A 17,291-nucleotide genomic window follows, 5' to 3' on the forward strand; every position below is an offset into this window, starting at 1 on the left:
AGAAACGCCAGAGGTCGCACTGATATCCCGTGACCTCTCGTCTTCTCGGCGTCAGTCTCGGGCGCGTCAGTCTCGGGCGCGTCAGTCTCGGGCGCGTCAGTCTCGGGCGCGCCGTCCTCGCCCTGGGCATGTGCGGCGCGGCCGGGGGCACCCTGGTCGCCGGGCTGGTGATGCCCTTCGTGGGCGGGGCCGGCCTGGCGGCCAGGAGCGCCGCGTCCACCCTCACCTACCTGCCCGCGCCCCTGCGCGAGGAGCCGCTGCCCGAGGTGACACGGCTGCTCGACCGCAACGGGCGCCAGATCGCCCAGTTCTACTACCAGAACCGGCAGTCGGTGCCGCTGAGCGCGGTCGCCCCGGTCATGCGCCAGGCCATCGTGGCCATCGAGGACGCCCGGTTCTACGAGCACGGCGGCCTGGACATCAAGGGCACGCTGCGCGCCTTCGTCACCAACACGCGGGCCGGCGGGATCCGGCAGGGCGGCTCGTCCATCACCCAGCAGCTCGTCAAGAACATCATGGTGAGCCAGGCCGAGTCGGAGCAGGAGCGGGCGCAGGCCCTCGTCCGTTCGTTCCGCCGCAAGCTCGACGAGCTGCGGTACGCGCTGGCGCTCGAGCGCAAATACACCAAGGACCAGATCCTCGAGCGCTACCTCAACATCGCCTACTTCGGCGCGGGCGCGTTCGGCGTCCAGGCGGCGGCCAAGCGGTTCTTCGGCGTCGACGCCGCCGACCTCACGCTCACCCAGGCCGCGACGCTCGCCGGCGCCGTGCGCACGCCGTACGACACCGATCCCTCGCTGGGCGACGAGCACCGTGACCGACTGCGCACCCGGCGCGACCTGGTCCTCGGCCGGATGGCGGAGCTCGGCATCATCGGCAAGGACGCGGCGCGCACCGCCGCGGCCGCGCCGCTGGGGCTGCACCTGAGTCCCGAGCCCGGCGGCTGCGCGGGCAGCGCCCACCCATTCTTCTGCGTGTACGTGGAGCGCGAGGTGCTCACCAACCCCGCCTTCGGCTACAGCAGGGCCGACCGGGAGCGGCGCCTCCAGCGCGGCGGGCTGACCATCTGGACGACCATCGACCCGGTCGCGCAGCGGGCCGCCGAGCGCGCCATCTCCGCACGGGTCAAGCCGCGCGACCACCAGGTGGCGTCGGAGACGATGATCGAGCCGGGCACCGGGCACATCCGCGCGATGGCCGTGAGCAAGCGCTACGGGCGCAACCCGCACAACCGCGACCTCGGGCCCAGCACCACCTACAACCTGGCGGCCGACACCGCCCACGGCGGCGGGCTGGGCCTGCAGGCGGGGTCCACGTTCAAGGTGTTCACGCTGGCCACCGCGCTCAAGCAGGGCATGCGGTTCGGCGACGGCTTCGCGATCCCCGGCGCGTACGTCCCGTCGTACGGCTATCGCGACTGCTCGGGCAGGGCGGTCAACGACCCGCACACGGTCATCCACAACGCGGGCGGCGAGGGCGGCGGCGGGCCGTACAGCCTGGAGATGGGCACCTGGCAGTCGGTGAACATCTTCTACATGCGGCTGGAGCGCGAGGTCGGCCTGTGCGACGTCGTGCAGACGGCCAAGTCGCTGGGCGTCAGGCGGGCGGACGGCACGCCGCTCCACGAGGTGCCGACGTTCACGCTGGGCGCCAACGAGATGGACCCGACGACCGTGGCGGCGGCGTACGCGGCGCTCGCCGCCCGCGGCCGCTACTGCCGGCCGATGGCCATCACCGCCGTCGTGGAGCGCGACGGCACCCGCACCGACATCCCGCCCGCCTGCGTGACCGCGCTCGAACCCGCGGTCGCCGACGCGGTGAGCCACGTGCTCACGGGGGTCTTCAGCAAGGGCACGATGCGCGGACAGTCCATCGGCAGGCCCGCCGCGGGCAAGACCGGCACGAACAACGGCTACACCTCGGCCTGGTTCGCCGGGTACACCCCCGCCCTCGCCGCCGCCGTCAGCGTGGGCGACATCCGGGGTTCCTACCGCTATCCGCTCACCGGCGTCACCATCGGCGGCCGTTATTACGGCGCGGTGCAGGGCGCCTCGCTGCCCGGCCCGATCTGGGTGGACTCGATGCGCGCGGCCCTGCGGGACACCCCGGCGTACGGCTTCGTGCCGCCCGACATGGCCCGGTTCGGCGGCGGGTTCACCCCGGGCCTGAAGGAGGCGCTGGAGAAGCAGCGCGAGAAGGAGAAGAAGAAGCGGAAGGCCGAGCGCGAAAAGCACGACGACGACGCTTCGGAGCAGGATGCGACAGCCGGTGCGGCGAGCGGCGTCGCGGGGGCTTCCGGCGGCACCGCGACCAGCCCCCTGGCAGCGGGCGGCATGACCGCTCCTACCGGCGTCGGAGCCGCCCCCGCCGTCCCCGTGATCCGCCCGCCCATGCCCGGCGGCGTCTCCACCCGGCACTCGTCCGCCGCCTCGGGCGCGCGGACACCCGGCCGTCCGCTCTTCTCCGGAGCTCGCCCGGTGGCTCACGGCTCCTCTTCCCGTGCACCGGTCCGTACGGGGTCGGCCGGCGCGCCTCCGGCGGCCCGGCGGGTGGGCTGGGCGAGTCTCATCCGTCCCCGCGACGCCGCTTCTCCGGCGTCGGCTCCCGCCGCCCAGCGCGCCTCCGCCCGAAGCGGCCCACCCCATCAGGCCAAGGCCCGGAAGGCCACCACCCAGCACGCCACGGCCCGGACAACCACCGCCCAGCACGCCACGGCCCGCAAAACCACGGCCCGGCAGGTCGAGGCGCGCAAGAGCGCGGCGCAGAGGAGTCAGGCCCGGAAGAGCCAGGCGCGGAAGAGCCAGGCACGGCAGGACGAGGCGCGGCAGGACGAGGCGCGGCGGAGCAGGACGCGCCAGGGCGGAACCTCAGCGACCGGTGGCCGCAAAACCGCCCGTACCGCCACACACGCCGCCACACACACCGGCGCCGCACGAGACGGGCAGCGCGGCCGGGCGGCCCGCCAGACCGGTCACGGAGCGGGCGGACACCGCAAGAAGCACCCCGACGGTGGCCGCCATCCCCGCCACCAGACCAACGGCCACCCCCGGCACTGACAGCACGTCCCGAGCCGCCGCCCGCACCACCGGGCCAACGGCCACCCCAGGCGCTCACAGCACGTCCCGAGCCGCCGCCCGCACCACCCGGCCAACGGCCACCCCAGGCGCTCACAGCACGTCCCGAGCCGCCATCCCCGCCACCAGACCAACGGCCACCCGGCGCCGGCACCGCGACGCCTCGACACCGACAGCCGCGCCACAGGGTGAACAGCCACCCCGGCGCTGACACCGCGACATCGACAGCGGCCACGTGCGGCCTCAGGCGAACACCCGCCCCGGGCACTGACGCCGCGCGGTTCGCCCTGACGCGCGCGGGCCGCGCTCGCCGTTTCCCGGAGTGGGCGTCCGGCGCCGGCAGCCGGGACCGCCCGCTGCAGGTCTCGGGGAGTGTGCGAGCCGTGTCACACTGACTTGCATGCGGGTGGTGATCTGTGACGACTCGGCCCTGTTCCGTAAGGGACTGGCTCTCCTGCTCGACCGCGTCGGCGTCACCATCGTGGCGCAGGCCGCCGACACCTCCGAGCTCACCGCCCTGCTGGAGAAGCAACCGGCCGACGCCGTCATCCTCGACGTACGGATGCCTCCCACCTTCACCGACGAGGGGCTGGTGGCGGCGACGGAGCTGAAGAAACGCTTTCCCGCCCTCGGCGTGCTGGTCCTGTCCACGTACGCGGAGGGGGCGCTGGCCGCGCGGCTGCTCGAATCGAGCCCGCGCGGCGTCGGCTATCTGCTGAAGGACCGGGTCGACGACGCGTCCGCGCTCCGGGACGCGCTGGAGCGGGTCGCCGCCGGCGGCGTCGCCGTGGACCCCGAGGTCGTCAGCATGCTGTTCCGGCTGCGGCAGGAGGAGTCGCTCGCCGACCGGCTCACCGCGCGCGAGCGGGATGTGCTGCGCCTGATGGCCGAGGGCCGGTCGAACGCGGCGATCGCCCGGGCGCTGTTCCTCGGCACGAAGACGGTCGAGGCGCACATCGCGGCCGTGCTCACCAAGCTCGCCCTGAGCCAGCCCCCGGATGACAACCGCCGTGTCCTCGCGGTGCTCACGTGGCTGCGTATGGAGGGGACAGGTGCCCATCAGAATCGTGATCGCTGAGGACTCGCTGCTCGTCCGCGAGGGCGTGCGGCGGGTCCTGGATCTCCAGCCCGACCTGGAGGTGGTCGCCACCTGCGGCGACCTGCCCGGGCTGATGGCGGCGGGGGGCGAGCACGATCCCGACGTCGTGGTGACCGACATCAGGATGCCTCCGACGGCGTCCGACGAGGGGGTCCAGGCCGCCGTCAGGCTGCGCGAGTCCCACCCGCGGGTGGGGGTCGTGGTGCTCTCCCAGTACGCCGAGCCCGCGTACGCGACGCCGCTGCTGGCGGGGGGCAGCAGCGGCCGGGCCTATCTGCTCAAGGAGCGGGTGAGCGACGCGCACGACCTGATCGAGGCGGTCCGCACGGTGGCCCGGGGCGGCTCGGTGATCGACCCGGCGGTGGTGGACGCGCTCGTGGCCGACACCGTGCACGCGCGGTCGTCGCCGCTGGCCCAGCTCACCTCGCGCGAGCGGGACGTGCTGGCCCAGATCGCGCAGGGCAAGAGCAACGCCGCGGTCGGGGCCGCGTTGTTCCTCACCGAGCGGGCGGTGGAAAAGCACATCAACGCGCTGTTCGCCAAGCTCGGGCTGGGCGCCGAGCCCGACATGAACCGCCGGGTGATGGCCGTGCTGATGTACCTGTCCGAGCACGGGGGTGCTAGCACCCGCTGATCGGGGTGGTCACGCCCTTGGACGCGGGCACCGGGTTCCGGGATCCTGGAGGCATGCGAGTGGTCGACGTGATCATCGTGGACGACCAGGCTCCGTTCCGTTCGGTCGCCCGCGCGTTGATCCGGCTGCTGCCGGGATGGCGGGTGGTGGGCGAGGCGGCGACGGGCGAGGACGCCCTCGACCTGGTGACCGGCGGCCGGCCCACTATGATCCTGATGGACATCAACCTGCCGGGGATCAACGGCATCGAGGCGACCCGCCGCATCCTGGCCGAGTCGCCCGACGTGAAGGTCGTGCTGGTGTCGACGTACGCCGCCGACGACCTGCCGCCCGACGCCGGCGCGTGCGGAGCGCTCGCCTACATCCGCAAGGACGACCTCACCCCCGCGCTGCTGCGCGCGCTTCCCGTCTGAGCGCCAGGCGGGCCGCCTGCAGGCCGCCCATGCCGTGCACCCCGGGCCCGGGCGGGGTGGCGGCGGAGCAGATGTAGAGGCCGGGCACGGGCGTCGCCCAGGGGTGCGGGGAGTAGACGGGCCGTCCGATGAACTGGCCCAGGTCGCCCGCCCCTCCCCCGATGTCCCCGCCCACGTTGTTGGGGTTGTGCGCCTCCAGCGCCCGCGTGTCCATGGTGGCGCGGGCCAGCACGAGGTCCCGGAAGCCGGGAGCGAACCGCTCGATCTGCGCCTCGACCGCCTCGGTCATGTCCACCCGCGAGCCGTTCGGCACGTGGCAGTAGGCCCACAGGACGTGCCCGCCCTCGGGTGCCCGGGTGGGGTCGGCCACGCCCGGCTGGACGAGCAGCACGTAGGGCCGGTCAGGATGGCGGCCCCGGCTCACCTCCGCCTCCGCGTGCGCGATCTCCTCCATCGTGCCGCCGAGGTGGACGGTCGCGGCCGCGCCCACGGCGGGGTCGGCCCACGGCACCGGTCCCGACAGCGCCCAGTCGAGCTTGAACACGCCGGGGCCGTAACGGTAGCGGCTCAGCCGCGCCCGGTAGGCCGCGGGCAGCCGGTGGCCCGCCACGGCCAGCACCTGGCGCGGCGTGAGGTCCAGGAGGATCGACCGGGCCGCGGGCACCTCGTCGAGGCTGCGCACCCGGTGTCCGGTGTGCGCCTCGCCGCCGAGGTCCTTGAGCCGGCGGACGAGCGCGTCGGCGAGCCGCTGGGAGCCGCCGCGCACCAGGGGCCACCCCACGTGGTGCGCGAGCCCGGCCAGCATCAGCCCATATCCGCCGGTGATCGGCGCGCGCAGGTCGAGCATCGAGTGCGCGGCCATCCCGGCGAGCGCCGCCCGCGCCCCGGCCGTACGGAACAGGGCGCGGGCGAGCGTGGTCGCGGGGAGCGCGGCCACCGCGCCGAACCCGGCGGCCCGCAGCGGCGCGCGCGGCACCGACAGAGGGGCGAGCAGTGTGTCGACGAGCCGGTCGCCCCCGCGCGTGATCATCCCGACCGTGGCCCGCCAGGCCGCGCCGTCCCGGCCGAGCCCCAGCGCGGTCTCGCCGAGCGAGCGGTGGACGAGCACCGCCGGGCGTTTGTCCAGCGGATGCGCGGCCGGTATGGCGGGATGCGCCCACTCGACTCCCAGGTCCTGCCAGAACCGGTCCCGGCGGAAGGCGGGCGAGGCCAGCGCGAGCGGCAGCACGGTCGCGCACAGGTCGTGCCGGAACCCGGGCAGTGTCACCTCCGCGGTGCGCAGCCCGCCGCCGAACGCGTCCGCCGCCCCCAGCAGCAGGACCCGCCTGCCCGCCTCGGCCATGGTGACGGCCGCCACCAGCCCGTTCGGGCCCGACCCGACCACCACGGCGTCGAAGCCGTCAGCAGCCATGCACCGGCACCTCTCCCCTGATCGTCGTCCCGGCCCCGGGCGCGGACTCGACGTGCAGCCGCCCGCCGATCGCGCCGAGCCGGTCGGTCATGTTGACGAACCCGTGCCCCTGGACGCCGCCCGGTGTGAAGCCCGCGCCGTCGTCGCGCACGCTGAAGTGCAGCACGCCGTCCTCGGCGTGGATGCGCACCTCCACGGACGCGCCCGGGCCGGCGTGCTTGCCCGCGTTCTGGATCGCCTCAAGGCAGCAGAAGTACACCGCGGCCTCGACCTGCTCCGGATAGCGTTCGGTCAGGTTCACCTCCACCCGGTACGGCAGCGCCACCCGGCGGCCGGCCGAGCGCAGGGCCTCGCCGAGCCCGTGGTCGCGCAGCAGGGGCGGATAGATGCCGTGGGCCAGCTCGCGGAAGGCGGCGTTGGCCTGCTGCACGTCGCCACGCAGTTCGTCGAGCAGCTCGGCGGCCATGGCGACATCATCCTTGATGATCTCGCGGACGAGGCCGAGCTTGACCGCGAGCGCGACGAGATGCTGCTGCGCGCCGTCGTGCAGGTCGCGTTCGATCGCCCGCCGGGAGGCGTCCGCGGCCGTGACGATGCGCAGCCGGGACGCCTGCAGCTCCTCGTTGCGCTGCCGCAGCTCCTCCAGCGACGCCTGCAGCGCGGTGTCCAGGCGCATGTTGTGCAGGGCCAGCCCCACCTGGCGGGCGAGCTGGATGAGCACGCGGTCGTCCTCCTCGGAGAACTCCACGCCTTCGCGTGGCCGCCGCACGACGAGCAGGCCCAGCAGGTCGCCCAGGTGGGCGGCGGGCGCGACCCTGATCGGCGCCTCGCGGTCGTCGAGCAGCGCGGGCAGCCAGACCGACGTCCAGGCGGTGCCGCCGATGCGGGTGCCCCCGATGACGAGCCGTTCCTTGTCGGTGAGGGTGATCACGTCGGCCGGGCGTTCCGGCACGCTGACCTGGCGGTGGAGCGTGCCGTCCGCGCCCACCCACACCTCGGCGCCGGCCTGGCCGAGCGCGGCCCGCAGCGACTCCACGAGCTGGAGCAGCAGTTCGTCGAACGGCACCGCGCGGCTCATCCGGGCGCCGAACGACGCGAGCGCCTCCTCCGGCGTCTGCCCGCGCCGTCCCAGCAGCGACATCCCCACCGAGACCAGGCGGAACCGTACGGGCAGGGCGAGCAGCACCGCCGCGAGCGAGGCGGCGACGCTGGCGACCAGCACGTCGCGCTCGGCGGCGACAGGACGGCGGGCCAGCCCGATGACCACGACCAGGTAGACCGCGACCACGAGCATGGTCAGGCCCGCGATCACCACCGCCTCGACCAGGGCCCGCTCCGCGAGGCGCGCGGTCGCCTTCACCTGGCCGAGCAGCAGGCCCACGGGCATGACCGCCATGGCGCCGAGCATCCAGGGCAGGAGATCGTGCGGGGTGCCGAGCAGGGCGTTGACCGCCACCAGCACGGCGTCGATCGCGGCCGTCACCACCGTGGCCGCGGCGATCCACTGCAGGGTGCGGCGGCGCGCGGCGGGAGCCCTGGGACAGCGGACGGCCACGCCCCCGAGTGCCACGGCCGAGGCGGCGGCCGAGGCGGCGACGACGGACCCCGTGGTGACCGGCAGCGCCGGCGTCCACACGAGCGCGCCCGTCGCCGCTCCGGCCGCGAGCAGCCGGCGGGCCGGGGATCCGAGCAGGCCGTCCGGCAGGCCGAGCCCGCAGATCAGCCAGGCGGCAACGACCAGCGGCGCGGCCCGGGGCACCACGACGGCCACCGCGTGCGTCACGGCGACGAGACCGGCCACGCGGGCCAGCGCCGGGCGGCCGGCGAAGAAGGCGGCCACCGTGGCGGCGAGCCAGGCGGCGGCGACGAGCGCACAGGCGATGATCATGGGCTACTCCGCCCGCAGGATGTGGCCGATCCGCAGCCGGCCGGCGAGCCGCCCCGGCCGGACGGCCAGCAGGTTGGCGACGGCGACGGTCAGCGGCCCGGCCAGGAGCAGCGCCGTCACCGCCAGGGGCGGCACGTACATCAGCGGCATCGTGTCCGCCACCACCCTCCACAGCGTGCGCCCGAGCGCGACCCCGAGCGGCACCCCGAAGCACAGCCCGAACAATGCCAGCAGCGTGGCCTGCACGACCACAGTCCATCGGGCCTGCCCGCGCGTCATGCCGAGCGCCCGCAGCACCGCCACGTCGTGCCGCCGTCGCCGGACCGCCGTCGCGAGGACGTGCCCGACGGCGCCGACCGCCAGGAGCGCCATGAAGACCGCCAGGAGGGCGGGCAGCCGCTCCACACCGCGGATCTGGACCATCGCCTCGGGCAGCGGCCAGGCGTCTCCGAACTCCATGTTCTCGGCGCCCTCGACCGCGGCGACGACGGCCCGCAGCCTCTCCCGCGCGGCGGCGACGTCGATGCCGGGACGCAGGGCGACCTCGGCCGCGTGGAACTTGAAGGCCTGCGCCCCGGCGAAGATCCGGTCGTATCCGCCGGAGGTGACCCAGCCTCCGTCGCCGAAGTCGTTGTGCGGGCTGGCGGGCACGAACGCGATCCCCGTGACGGTCATGGTCACCGGTGTGGCGCCGCCCCGCAGCGCGATCCGGTCGCCCACGCCGGCTCCGAGCAGGTCGGCGCTCTTGGGCGCGAGCGTGACCTCGCCCGCCGTCCGCGGCATCCGGCCGGCGAGGAGCGCCACCGGCAGCGGCCGGCCCACCGGGGCGTACGTGCCCATCGTGACGGAGACGTCTCCGGACTCCGCGACGGCGATCCGGCTGTCGTTGATCCCCTGGATGTCCGGCTCCCGCGCCAGGGTGCGCAGCACCTCGCCGGCCGGCCCGAAGTCCGTCCCGTTCATGCCGAAGAACGCCGACAGCTGGTAGGTCAGCCCGAACCGCTCCGGATGAGCGGAGGCGTCCTGCACCCCGGCGGAGAAGGTGAAGGCGGCCAGCACGCCGAGCACTCCGGAGACCGCGCCGGCCAACGCCGGCCTGACCGGGACCGCTGCGGCGCCCCTGCCCGGCTCCAGGGCGAACCGCGCACCGACGACGAGCGGCACGGGAAGACCGGCGCGGGCCGCCGCGAGGGCCACCAGGGACCGGCGTCCCGCCGGGTCGTGCCGGGCGACGGCCAGGGTGACGGCCGCCGCGCCCCCGGCTCCGGCGAGGACGAGCGCGGGGATGAGGATCGACCCGCCGGCCAGGACCGGCCAGTCCAGGTCGAAGCCGGGAGCGGGCTCGACCAGCGCCGCCGATCCGATCGGCATCCAGGTGGACGCCACCGCCGCGGCGACGACCCCCGCGGCCGTGCCGGCGAGCGCCGCGAGGAACGGACCGGCCGCGGCCGCCCGCACCGTCTGGCGCGGCGTCAGGCCGACGGCCCGCAGCACCTGCAGGTCGGCGACCGTCGCCGCCGTGTAGCGCACCACCGACTGCCCGATCAGCACGATCGCCGCGGCCAGCGCGGCGAGCCCGAAGGCGAGCAGGCAGGCGGCCTCGAAGCCGGCCATCCGGCGGATAGGCTCGGCGAACTTCGTCTCGTTGTTCCACACGTCGATGTCGTTGCGGTGGGAGACCCTCGCGAGGCCCTCCCGGAACGCGGGGATGTCCCGCACGCCGTGCTTCAGCCGGACGATGGCGTTGACGAAGCCGTCCTCCCCGATCAGGTTCTCCCGATATTTCGCGAACAGTCCGTACGACGGGAGGAGGGCGCCGTTCTCCCCGACGCGGTCGGCGAACCACGGCGCGCGGACCATGCCGACGATCGTGACCGGGAGCGACGGTCCCCGTGGCGGCTCGCCGTTCGCCGGGTCGTAGTCCGGGTCCGATGCCTGATCAGGGGACATCAGCCGCATGACCAGCCGATCGCCCGTGCGGCGGTGGTAGGACTCGGCGAACCCCGGAGTGATCACGGCCTCGTCGGCCCGCCCCGGATCGGGCAGCCGTCCGTCGAGGACGACGGGCCGCTCGACGGTGTGCAGGAAGCCGGTGTCGGCGGGCGGGAAGCTGGAGATGTCGTCGGACGCGGGGATGCCGTCCACTCCGAAGCCGACCGTCACCGCGAACGTCGTCAGCGCCTCGACCTCGGGGAGCGCCCGCACCGGTGCCCAGTCGAAGCCCGGCTGGTTGGGCAGCACCGCGATCGTGGCGGGCAGCGTCTCCCGCTGCAGCCGGTCCAGCGCCGTGCCGCCGCGCCGTGCGCCCGCCACCGAGGCCAGGACGGTGGCCGAGGCGAAGGCCACGAGCAGGGTCAGCACCGCCAGTGGCCGCCAGCGGCGGCGTAGCTCCAGCCGCAACCAGGTGGCCGTCATGGTCATCGTCGCTCACTCCGTCCGGAGGATGTGGCCGATGCGGAGCCGGGCGGCGTGCCGCCCCGGCCACAACGCGAGGAGGTTGGCGATCAGGACCGCCGCCGGCCCGATCGCCAGCAGCGCCCAGAGGGCGACCGGCGGCTCGTAGAACAGCGGGGTGCGCTCCGCGACGACACGCCAGAGCGTGCGGCCCAGCGCGACGCCGAGCGGCACGCCGAACGCCAGCCCGGCCACCGCCAGCAGCGACGCCTGGGTGAACACGACGAGCCGTGACTGCGCCCGGGTCATGCCGAGGGCCCGCATGACGGCGACCTCGTGCCTGCGCCGCCGTACGGCGGTGGCGAGCGCGTGGCCCACCGCTCCCACCGCGAGCAGCGCCAGGAAGCCGCCGAGGAAAAGCGGAAGGATCTGCACGTCCTGCACCTCGGCGAGCTGCTCGGGCGGTTGCATCGCCTCGACCGAGATCCGGTCGCCGCCCCCGATCCCGGCCATGCCCTTCGTGAGGCGGTCGAGGACGGCCTGCGGATCCGCGCCCGGGCGCAGGGCGACGAGCGCCAGGTGATACTTGAAGGCCGCGCCGAACATCGCCTCGAATCCGTCCGCGGTGGCCCACGCGCCCGCGTCGTAGTCGTTGTGCGACCCCTGCGGGACGAAGCCGATCCCCCGCACCGTCATCTCCCGCGGCCCGGTCGTGCCCGCGAGCCGTACGGACGAGCCGACCTCGGCGCGCAGGGACCGCGCGGTCGTGGGGGCCAGGACGACCTCGCCGGGGCCTTCGGGCATCCGCCCCGACAGGAGCACGACGTCCGCGGATCCGGCGAACGACTGGTGCCGGTAGACCGTGACGGACACGCCGCCCGCCTCCGCGACCGCCACCCGGGCGTCGTTCACCCCCGCGACGTCGGGGTCCCGGGCGGCGGCCGTCATGACCTGCTCCGCCGCGGCCCAGTCCTCCCCGCTCTCGCCGAGGTAGGCGGTGAGCTGGAAGGTCTGCCCGAACCTGGTGGGATTGCCCGCCGCGTCGGCGACCCCCGCGGCGAACGTGAAGGAGGCGAGCACGCCGAGCACACCCGCGACCGCCGCCACCAGCGCGGGACGCACCGGAACCGAACTGGCGCCCTGACCGCGTTCCAGGGCGAACCGGGCGCCGGCCACCAGGGGCACGGGCAGCCCGAGGCGGTCCGCCGCCCGCGCCACCACGGAGCGGACCGGTGCCGCCTCGGACCGGGCCGACACGACGGCGAGCCAGGCCGCGGCGAGCGCCCCGGCCAGGACCAGCAGCGGGGCGGCGGCCCAGCCGCAGCCGAGCACGAGCGGGTCGGCGCTGAAACCGGGGGCGGGCTCGACCAGGGAGGCCGCACCGATCGGCGTCCACATGGAGGCCGCCGCCGCGCCCGCGGTCCCCAGCGTCGAGCCGGCGACCGAGGCGAGGAACGGCCCGGCGCAGACGGCGGCCAGGCACTGCCGTGTCGTCAGCCCCGACGCCCGCAGGACCTGCAGCTCTCCGACGCCGGCCGCGACGTAGCGGGCCACGGACTGGCCGACGAGGACGATCGCTGCGGCCAGGGCCGCCAGGGCGAAGAAGACGAGACACAGGCTCTCGTAGGCGTTGACCTGCTGACGGTGCCGGGCGACGTCGGCGGCGTTCCAGATCTCGATGTCCGTACGCCCGGTGATCTTCGCCAGCCCGGCGCGGAAGGCGGGCAGCCCGCGCTCCCCTTGGTCGAGCCGCACCAGGGCGTTGACGAATCCCGACGAGGAGGGGCCGAGGAAGTTCTTCGGATGCGCGGCGAAGAGGGCGGGCGAGGGGAAGACGGAGAACCAGGCGCCCTTGTCGGCGAGCTTGTCGGAATACCACGGGGAGCGGATGACGCCGACGATGCGCGCCCGCACGCGGGGACCGCCCGGCTCGCCGCTGAAAATGAAGTCGCCGGCCTGTCGCTCGGACAGCAGGCGCAGGGTGAGGGTGTCGCCGACGCCCAGTCCGTACGCGCCGGGGAAGTAGCCGGTGACCATGACCTCGTCCGGGCGGGCGGGGTCGGCGAGCCGTCCCTCCAGCACCACGGGCCGCTCGACGGTCCGGAACGCCTCACGGTCCACCGGGGGCAGGTAGCCGAAGTAGCCGGGCAGCTCCTCGACGAAGAAGGGCGCCACGGCGAAGCCCGACACCGCCGCCACGCCGGGCAGTGCGCGCACCGCGTCCCAGTCGAATCCCGGCTGGTTGGGCAGGACGACGGCGTCGGCCGGCAGGGTGACGGCGTTCAGTCGGGCCATCGCGCTGTCTCCGCGCCGCGCGCCGGCGAGGGCCGCCAGCACCGTGGTGGTCGCCACCGCCACGAGCAGCGCGAGCACGGCCAGCGACCGCGCCCGCCGGCGCGCCTCCAGCCGGAGCCAGACGCTGACAAGGCTCACGGCGTCTCCACCCGGCCGTCGCGCATCCGCACGGTGCGGCCCGCACCCGCGGCCACTTCCGGCGAGTGCGTCACCATGATGATCGTCTGGCCGGTGCCGTGGAGCCTGCGGAACAGTTCGAGGATCTCCAGCCCGCCCTCGCTGTCGAGCGCGCCGGTCGGCTCGTCGGCGAGCAGCAGCGTCGGCTCGTTCACGAGCGCGCGGGCGATCGCCAGGCGCTGGCGCTGTCCGCCGGACAGCACCGCGGGCACCTGCTCCGCGCGGTCGCTCAGCCCGAGCAGGTCGAGCACGTCGCGGGCCCGCGACTCGGCGGCCCGCCGCTTCATGCCGGCGAGGACGCCCGGCATGATCAGGTTGTCCAGCGCGGACACGCCGTCGAGCAGGTTGAAGAACTGGAACACGAATCCGATGTGGCCGCGCCGGAAGCGGGCCAGCCAGTCCTCGTCCCTGCCGTCCACCCGCTCGCCCGCGACCTCGATCGTCCCCTCGTCGACCGCGTCGAGGCCCGCGATGACGTTGAGCAGTGTCGACTTGCCGCAGCCGGAGGGGCCGGTGACCGCGACGAACTCTCCCTGGCGTACGTCGAGGTCGACCCCGCGCAGCGCGCGCACCGGGGCGAGGTCGGCGGTGAACGTGCGCCGGGCGCCGCGGACCCGCACCGCCGCGGGTTCCGTGGTGACGCCGTCGATCGCGGCGGCGGGCTGGGGGGCGGACATATCAGTTCACCTCTAGGTGATAGGCGTTGACGGGGGTGGAGCGGCCCTTGACGAGCCGGGGGCCGAGGGGTTTCCAGGGCCAGTGCTCGCCGGCCGCGCGCACGGTCGTCTCCGCCGCGACCGTGCCGGCGGGGCGGGCCAGGTCCTGCATGCGCTGGGCGAGGTTCACCGTGTCTCCCACGAGGGTGTACTCGACCCGTTCATCGCTTCCGAGGAGGGCCGCCGCTACCTCCCCCGTGGAAATGCCGATGCCGAGTCCGAAGGGGACGAGCCCCTGCCCGGCCCACTCGGCGTCGAGCCCGCGCTGCCGGACGTGCATCTCACAGGCCGCGTGTACGGCTCTCGCGGCGTGGTCGGGCGTGGGGTCGGGGGCGCCGAAGACGGCCATCACGGCGTCGCCCACATACTGCATGACCGTGCCGCCCGCGCTGAGGATCGCCGCGTTCATGGCCCGCCGGTGGGCGTTGAGCTGGCTCGCGAGCACCGCGGGGTCGGTGGCCTCCGCGATGGCCGAATAGCCGCGCACGTCTGACATGAGCACGGTCACGACGAGCCGTTCCGTGCGGCCTGCGGCGTCGCGGTCGCGCAGCAGCTTGTCGGCGAGGCCGCCGGGGAGCAGCCGCGACAGCGTCTCGCCCTGCTCGTCTCGGCGCAGGATCGCGGTGTGCAGCATCCGCAGCCGGCGCAGCGCCCCCTGCAGTCCCGCGCTCGCGCCCCTGGCGAGGACGAGGAAGAGACGCTCGATCTCGGCGTTGACCACCTCGGGCGGCTCGCCCCGCGACGCGGCGATCGCCTTCACCGTACGGCCCTGGGCGACCTGGTGGAGCAGGTCCTCCTCCGCGGGCGAGAGCCGTCCATCGTCGTGGGCAGGCGTCACCAGCTCGCGCACGATCGCCGGGTCGATGAGCGAGCCGCCGGCGGCGACCTCCCGGATGGCCCTGCCGAGCAGGCCGGCGTCGGCGACCCGGTCCTTGAGAAGGTAGGCGTACCCGGCCGCGCCCTCGTCGAGCAGCCGGATCGCGTAGTCCGGGTCGTCGTACTGGCTCAGCACGACGACGCCGGTGCCGGGTAAGAGCTTGCGCACCTCGCGCGCCGCCTCGATCCCCTCGTCCTGGTAGGTCGGCGGCATCCGGATGTCGGTGACGACGACCTGCGGGCGCAGCCGGACCGCGGCGGCCACGACTTCGGCGTAGTCGGCGGCCAGCCCCACGATCTCCAGTGCGGCGTCGCGGCCCAGCAGCGCGCGCACACCCTCGCGGACGATCAGGTTGTCGTCCGCGAGCACCACGGTGATGCGTTCCACGAGCGAAATTACATATCCGGCGGGGCCGGGCGGGAAGGGTGCCAGGACGAGAGTCCGGGGGTGCTGGCACCCCCACGCGTTCGCAGGCTGACGCCCTCGAAGCCGGCCCGCATGGTTCCTACGGTCGGAGCATGCGAGTCGAATCGAAGATCACTTCTATCTCCTGGATCCCGTCCGAGGCGGTCAAGGGCTACACCAAGCCCGCGTTCACGATGGGGTTCACACATTACGACGATCCACCGCCCGACGTGATCACCGACGTCGCCGGCCTGCGTGACCGCGACGCGTTCCGGTTCGCCAACCGGCTGCGCGTCTGGGCCGAGTTCGACGGCGACCGGGTGGTCGCGCACGGCGCGGACGGCGGCCTCGTCATGGGCGCCACGACCGTCCGCCTGGGCCCGCTGGGCGTGCGGTTCGCCGCGTACGGCCTGCCCGACCTGCGGCCCGAGCCGCGGACCGGCGACGGGTGGATCACCTTCAGGCAGACCGCGGGCGGACGCACCGCGCTGCCGTTCCCCCGGCGCGTCTCGCGACCGCCGTACCTGCGGATGCAGTCGCCGCTCGTGTGGACCACGCTCGCGGTGACCCTGCACGCCGACGGACGGACCGAGGGGACGCTGGAGGGCGCCAGCCCGTTCCCCCGCCACTGGGTCTACGGGCCCGACGACCGGCTGACGCTCAAGGCCGGTCTCACCGACATCACGGCGTGGGCGGCCCAGGCGGGGCCGGACCGCACGCCGTGGGGCGACGAGGACTCCCCCGTGCTGGTCACCGCGGCCGAGACGGCGCTGGAGCGCCGGCTTTCCCTGCTGATCATGCGGGGCGCCCGCAAGCCGGTCATCCGCTCGCTGCCCGCCGGCGCGCGGCTCGTGCGGCAGGGCGAGCCGGGTTCCTCCCTGTTCCTGCTTCTCGACGGCGTGCTCGGAGTGGACGTGGACGGCACGCCGCTGCCCGAGCTCGGCCCCGGCGCGATCCTCGGTGAGCGCGCGGTGCTCGAAGGCGGCCTGCGCACGGCGACGCTGACGGCGCTGACCCCGGTCAGGGTGGCCGAGGCGGCCGCGGACGCGGTGGACAGGAAGGCACTGGCCGCGCTGGCCGAGGGGCACCGGCGAGAGGAACAGCTCACGTGAGGCTCGCGATGCTCGGCGTCCGCGGCTCGACCCCGGCGCCGGGCCCCGAGTTCGTGCGGTATGGCGGTCACACGAGCTGCGTGGCCGTGCTGCCCGACGACTCCGCCGTCCCGGCCCTGGTGCTGGACGCGGGAACCGGCCTGCGCGGGCTGGGGGCCCTGCTGGACGGGGCGCCGTTCCGCGGCTCCGTCCTGGTCACCCACCTTCACTGGGACCACGTGCAGGGGCTGCCGTTCTGCCCGCCGCTCGACCACCCCGGCGCGCGGGTCGACCTCTACCTGCCCTCGCCGCGGCCGCTCGAGACGCTGACCCGGGTCATGTCCCCGCCGCACTTCCCCATCACCCCGGGCGGCCTCGCGGGCGCCTGGCGGTTCCTCCCCTCCGCCTGCGGCGTGATCGCGGGGTACGCCGTCACCGTGGCCGAGATCACCCACAAGGGCGGTATCACCCACGGCATCCGGGTGGAGGGCGACGGAGTCGCCATCGCGTACCTGCCCGACCACGCGCCGCAGGCGGGATACGCGGCCGCCGCCGAGCTGGCGGCGGACGTCGACCTGCTGCTGCACGACGGCCAGTTCCTGCCCGGGGAGCAGGCGACGGCCGACGCCTACGGCCACTCCACGGTCGCCGACGCCGTCGCCTTCGCCGCCCGCTGCGGCGCCCGCCGCCTCGTGCTCACCCACCACGCCCCGGCCCGTACGGACGACGCGCTGGACGTGCTGGCCAAGGAGGTGGAGGTGGCCCGCCAGGGGGACGTGCTCACCCCCTGAGACTCGTTCCCGGCCCCGGCCGGGCG

General features: G+C 74.6%; 12 protein-coding genes. 6 read left to right on the forward strand and 6 right to left on the reverse strand.

The features are described from left to right. Nucleotides 1-29: 29 nt before the first annotated feature. The 4 genes from FLV34_RS01305 (at nucleotide 30) to FLV34_RS01320 (ending at nucleotide 5,220) form a co-directional block, all read left to right on the forward strand. Nucleotides 30-3,056: a transglycosylase domain-containing protein gene (locus tag FLV34_RS01305; RefSeq protein WP_261985610.1), complete on the forward strand. Its 3,027-nt coding sequence runs from the start codon at nucleotides 30-32 to the stop codon at nucleotides 3,054-3,056. A gap of 418 nt (nucleotides 3,057-3,474) precedes the next feature. Further along, nucleotides 3,475-4,152 carry a response regulator transcription factor gene (locus FLV34_RS01310; RefSeq protein WP_147942178.1) on the forward strand — a complete coding sequence of 226 codons (678 nt, stop codon included), beginning with the start codon at nucleotides 3,475-3,477 and terminating at the stop codon, nucleotides 4,150-4,152. Beyond that, nucleotides 4,127-4,807 carry a response regulator gene (locus tag FLV34_RS01315; RefSeq protein ID WP_147942179.1) on the forward strand — a complete coding sequence of 227 codons (681 nt, stop codon included), beginning with the start codon at nucleotides 4,127-4,129 and terminating at the stop codon, nucleotides 4,805-4,807. Before FLV34_RS01310 ends, FLV34_RS01315 begins: the two co-directional genes overlap by 26 nt. A gap of 53 nt (nucleotides 4,808-4,860) precedes the next feature. Further along, nucleotides 4,861-5,220 (forward strand): response regulator transcription factor, encoded by a 360-nt coding sequence (locus tag FLV34_RS01320; protein ID WP_205829675.1) that lies wholly within the window; start codon nucleotides 4,861-4,863, stop codon nucleotides 5,218-5,220. Here FLV34_RS01320 and FLV34_RS01325 read toward each other — a convergent pair. The 6 genes from FLV34_RS01325 to FLV34_RS01350 are packed head-to-tail and all read right to left on the reverse strand — an operon-like array spanning nucleotide 5,186 to nucleotide 15,365. Next, entirely contained in the window at nucleotides 5,186-6,631 is a 1,446-nt protein-coding gene (locus tag FLV34_RS01325) for an NAD(P)/FAD-dependent oxidoreductase (protein ID WP_147942180.1), read from the reverse strand. The two genes, FLV34_RS01320 and FLV34_RS01325, sit on opposite strands and share 35 nt — an antisense overlap. Next, a complete protein-coding gene (locus FLV34_RS01330) occupies nucleotides 6,621-8,519 on the reverse strand; it encodes a histidine kinase (protein ID WP_142645051.1) in 1,899 nt (632 codons plus the stop codon). The genes FLV34_RS01325 and FLV34_RS01330 overlap by 11 nt, the downstream gene beginning before the upstream one ends. 3 nt (nucleotides 8,520-8,522) lie before the next feature. Continuing rightward, on the reverse strand, nucleotides 8,523-10,940 hold the full coding sequence (locus FLV34_RS01335; protein ID WP_147942181.1) for an ABC transporter permease: 2,418 nt from the start codon (nucleotides 10,938-10,940) through the stop codon (nucleotides 8,523-8,525). Nucleotides 10,941-10,946: 6 nt separating this feature from the next. After that, nucleotides 10,947-13,346, reverse strand: a complete 2,400-nt coding sequence (locus FLV34_RS01340; RefSeq protein ID WP_142645049.1) for an FtsX-like permease family protein — start codon at nucleotides 13,344-13,346, stop codon at nucleotides 10,947-10,949. Beyond that, nucleotides 13,343-14,062, reverse strand: coding sequence for an ABC transporter ATP-binding protein (locus tag FLV34_RS01345; RefSeq protein WP_142645048.1), 720 nt, complete (start codon nucleotides 14,060-14,062; stop codon nucleotides 13,343-13,345). The genes FLV34_RS01340 and FLV34_RS01345 overlap by 4 nt, the downstream gene beginning before the upstream one ends. Nucleotide 14,063: 1 nt before the next feature. Then, entirely contained in the window at nucleotides 14,064-15,365 is a 1,302-nt protein-coding gene (locus tag FLV34_RS01350; RefSeq protein ID WP_205829674.1) for an adenylate/guanylate cyclase domain-containing protein, read from the reverse strand. 131 nt (nucleotides 15,366-15,496) lie between these two features. Here FLV34_RS01350 and FLV34_RS01355 point away from each other — a divergent pair, with 131 nt between their 5' ends. Then, nucleotides 15,497-16,495: a cyclic nucleotide-binding domain-containing protein gene (locus FLV34_RS01355; protein WP_142645047.1), complete on the forward strand. Its 999-nt coding sequence runs from the start codon at nucleotides 15,497-15,499 to the stop codon at nucleotides 16,493-16,495. Continuing rightward, on the forward strand, nucleotides 16,492-17,265 hold the full coding sequence (locus FLV34_RS01360; RefSeq protein ID WP_142645046.1) for an MBL fold metallo-hydrolase: 774 nt from the start codon (nucleotides 16,492-16,494) through the stop codon (nucleotides 17,263-17,265). The genes FLV34_RS01355 and FLV34_RS01360 overlap by 4 nt, the downstream gene beginning before the upstream one ends. Nucleotides 17,266-17,291 lie beyond the last annotated feature (26 nt).

This window comes from Microbispora sp. CSR-4 (genome assembly GCF_008033685.1).
Taxonomy (GTDB): domain Bacteria; phylum Actinomycetota; class Actinomycetes; order Streptosporangiales; family Streptosporangiaceae; genus Microbispora.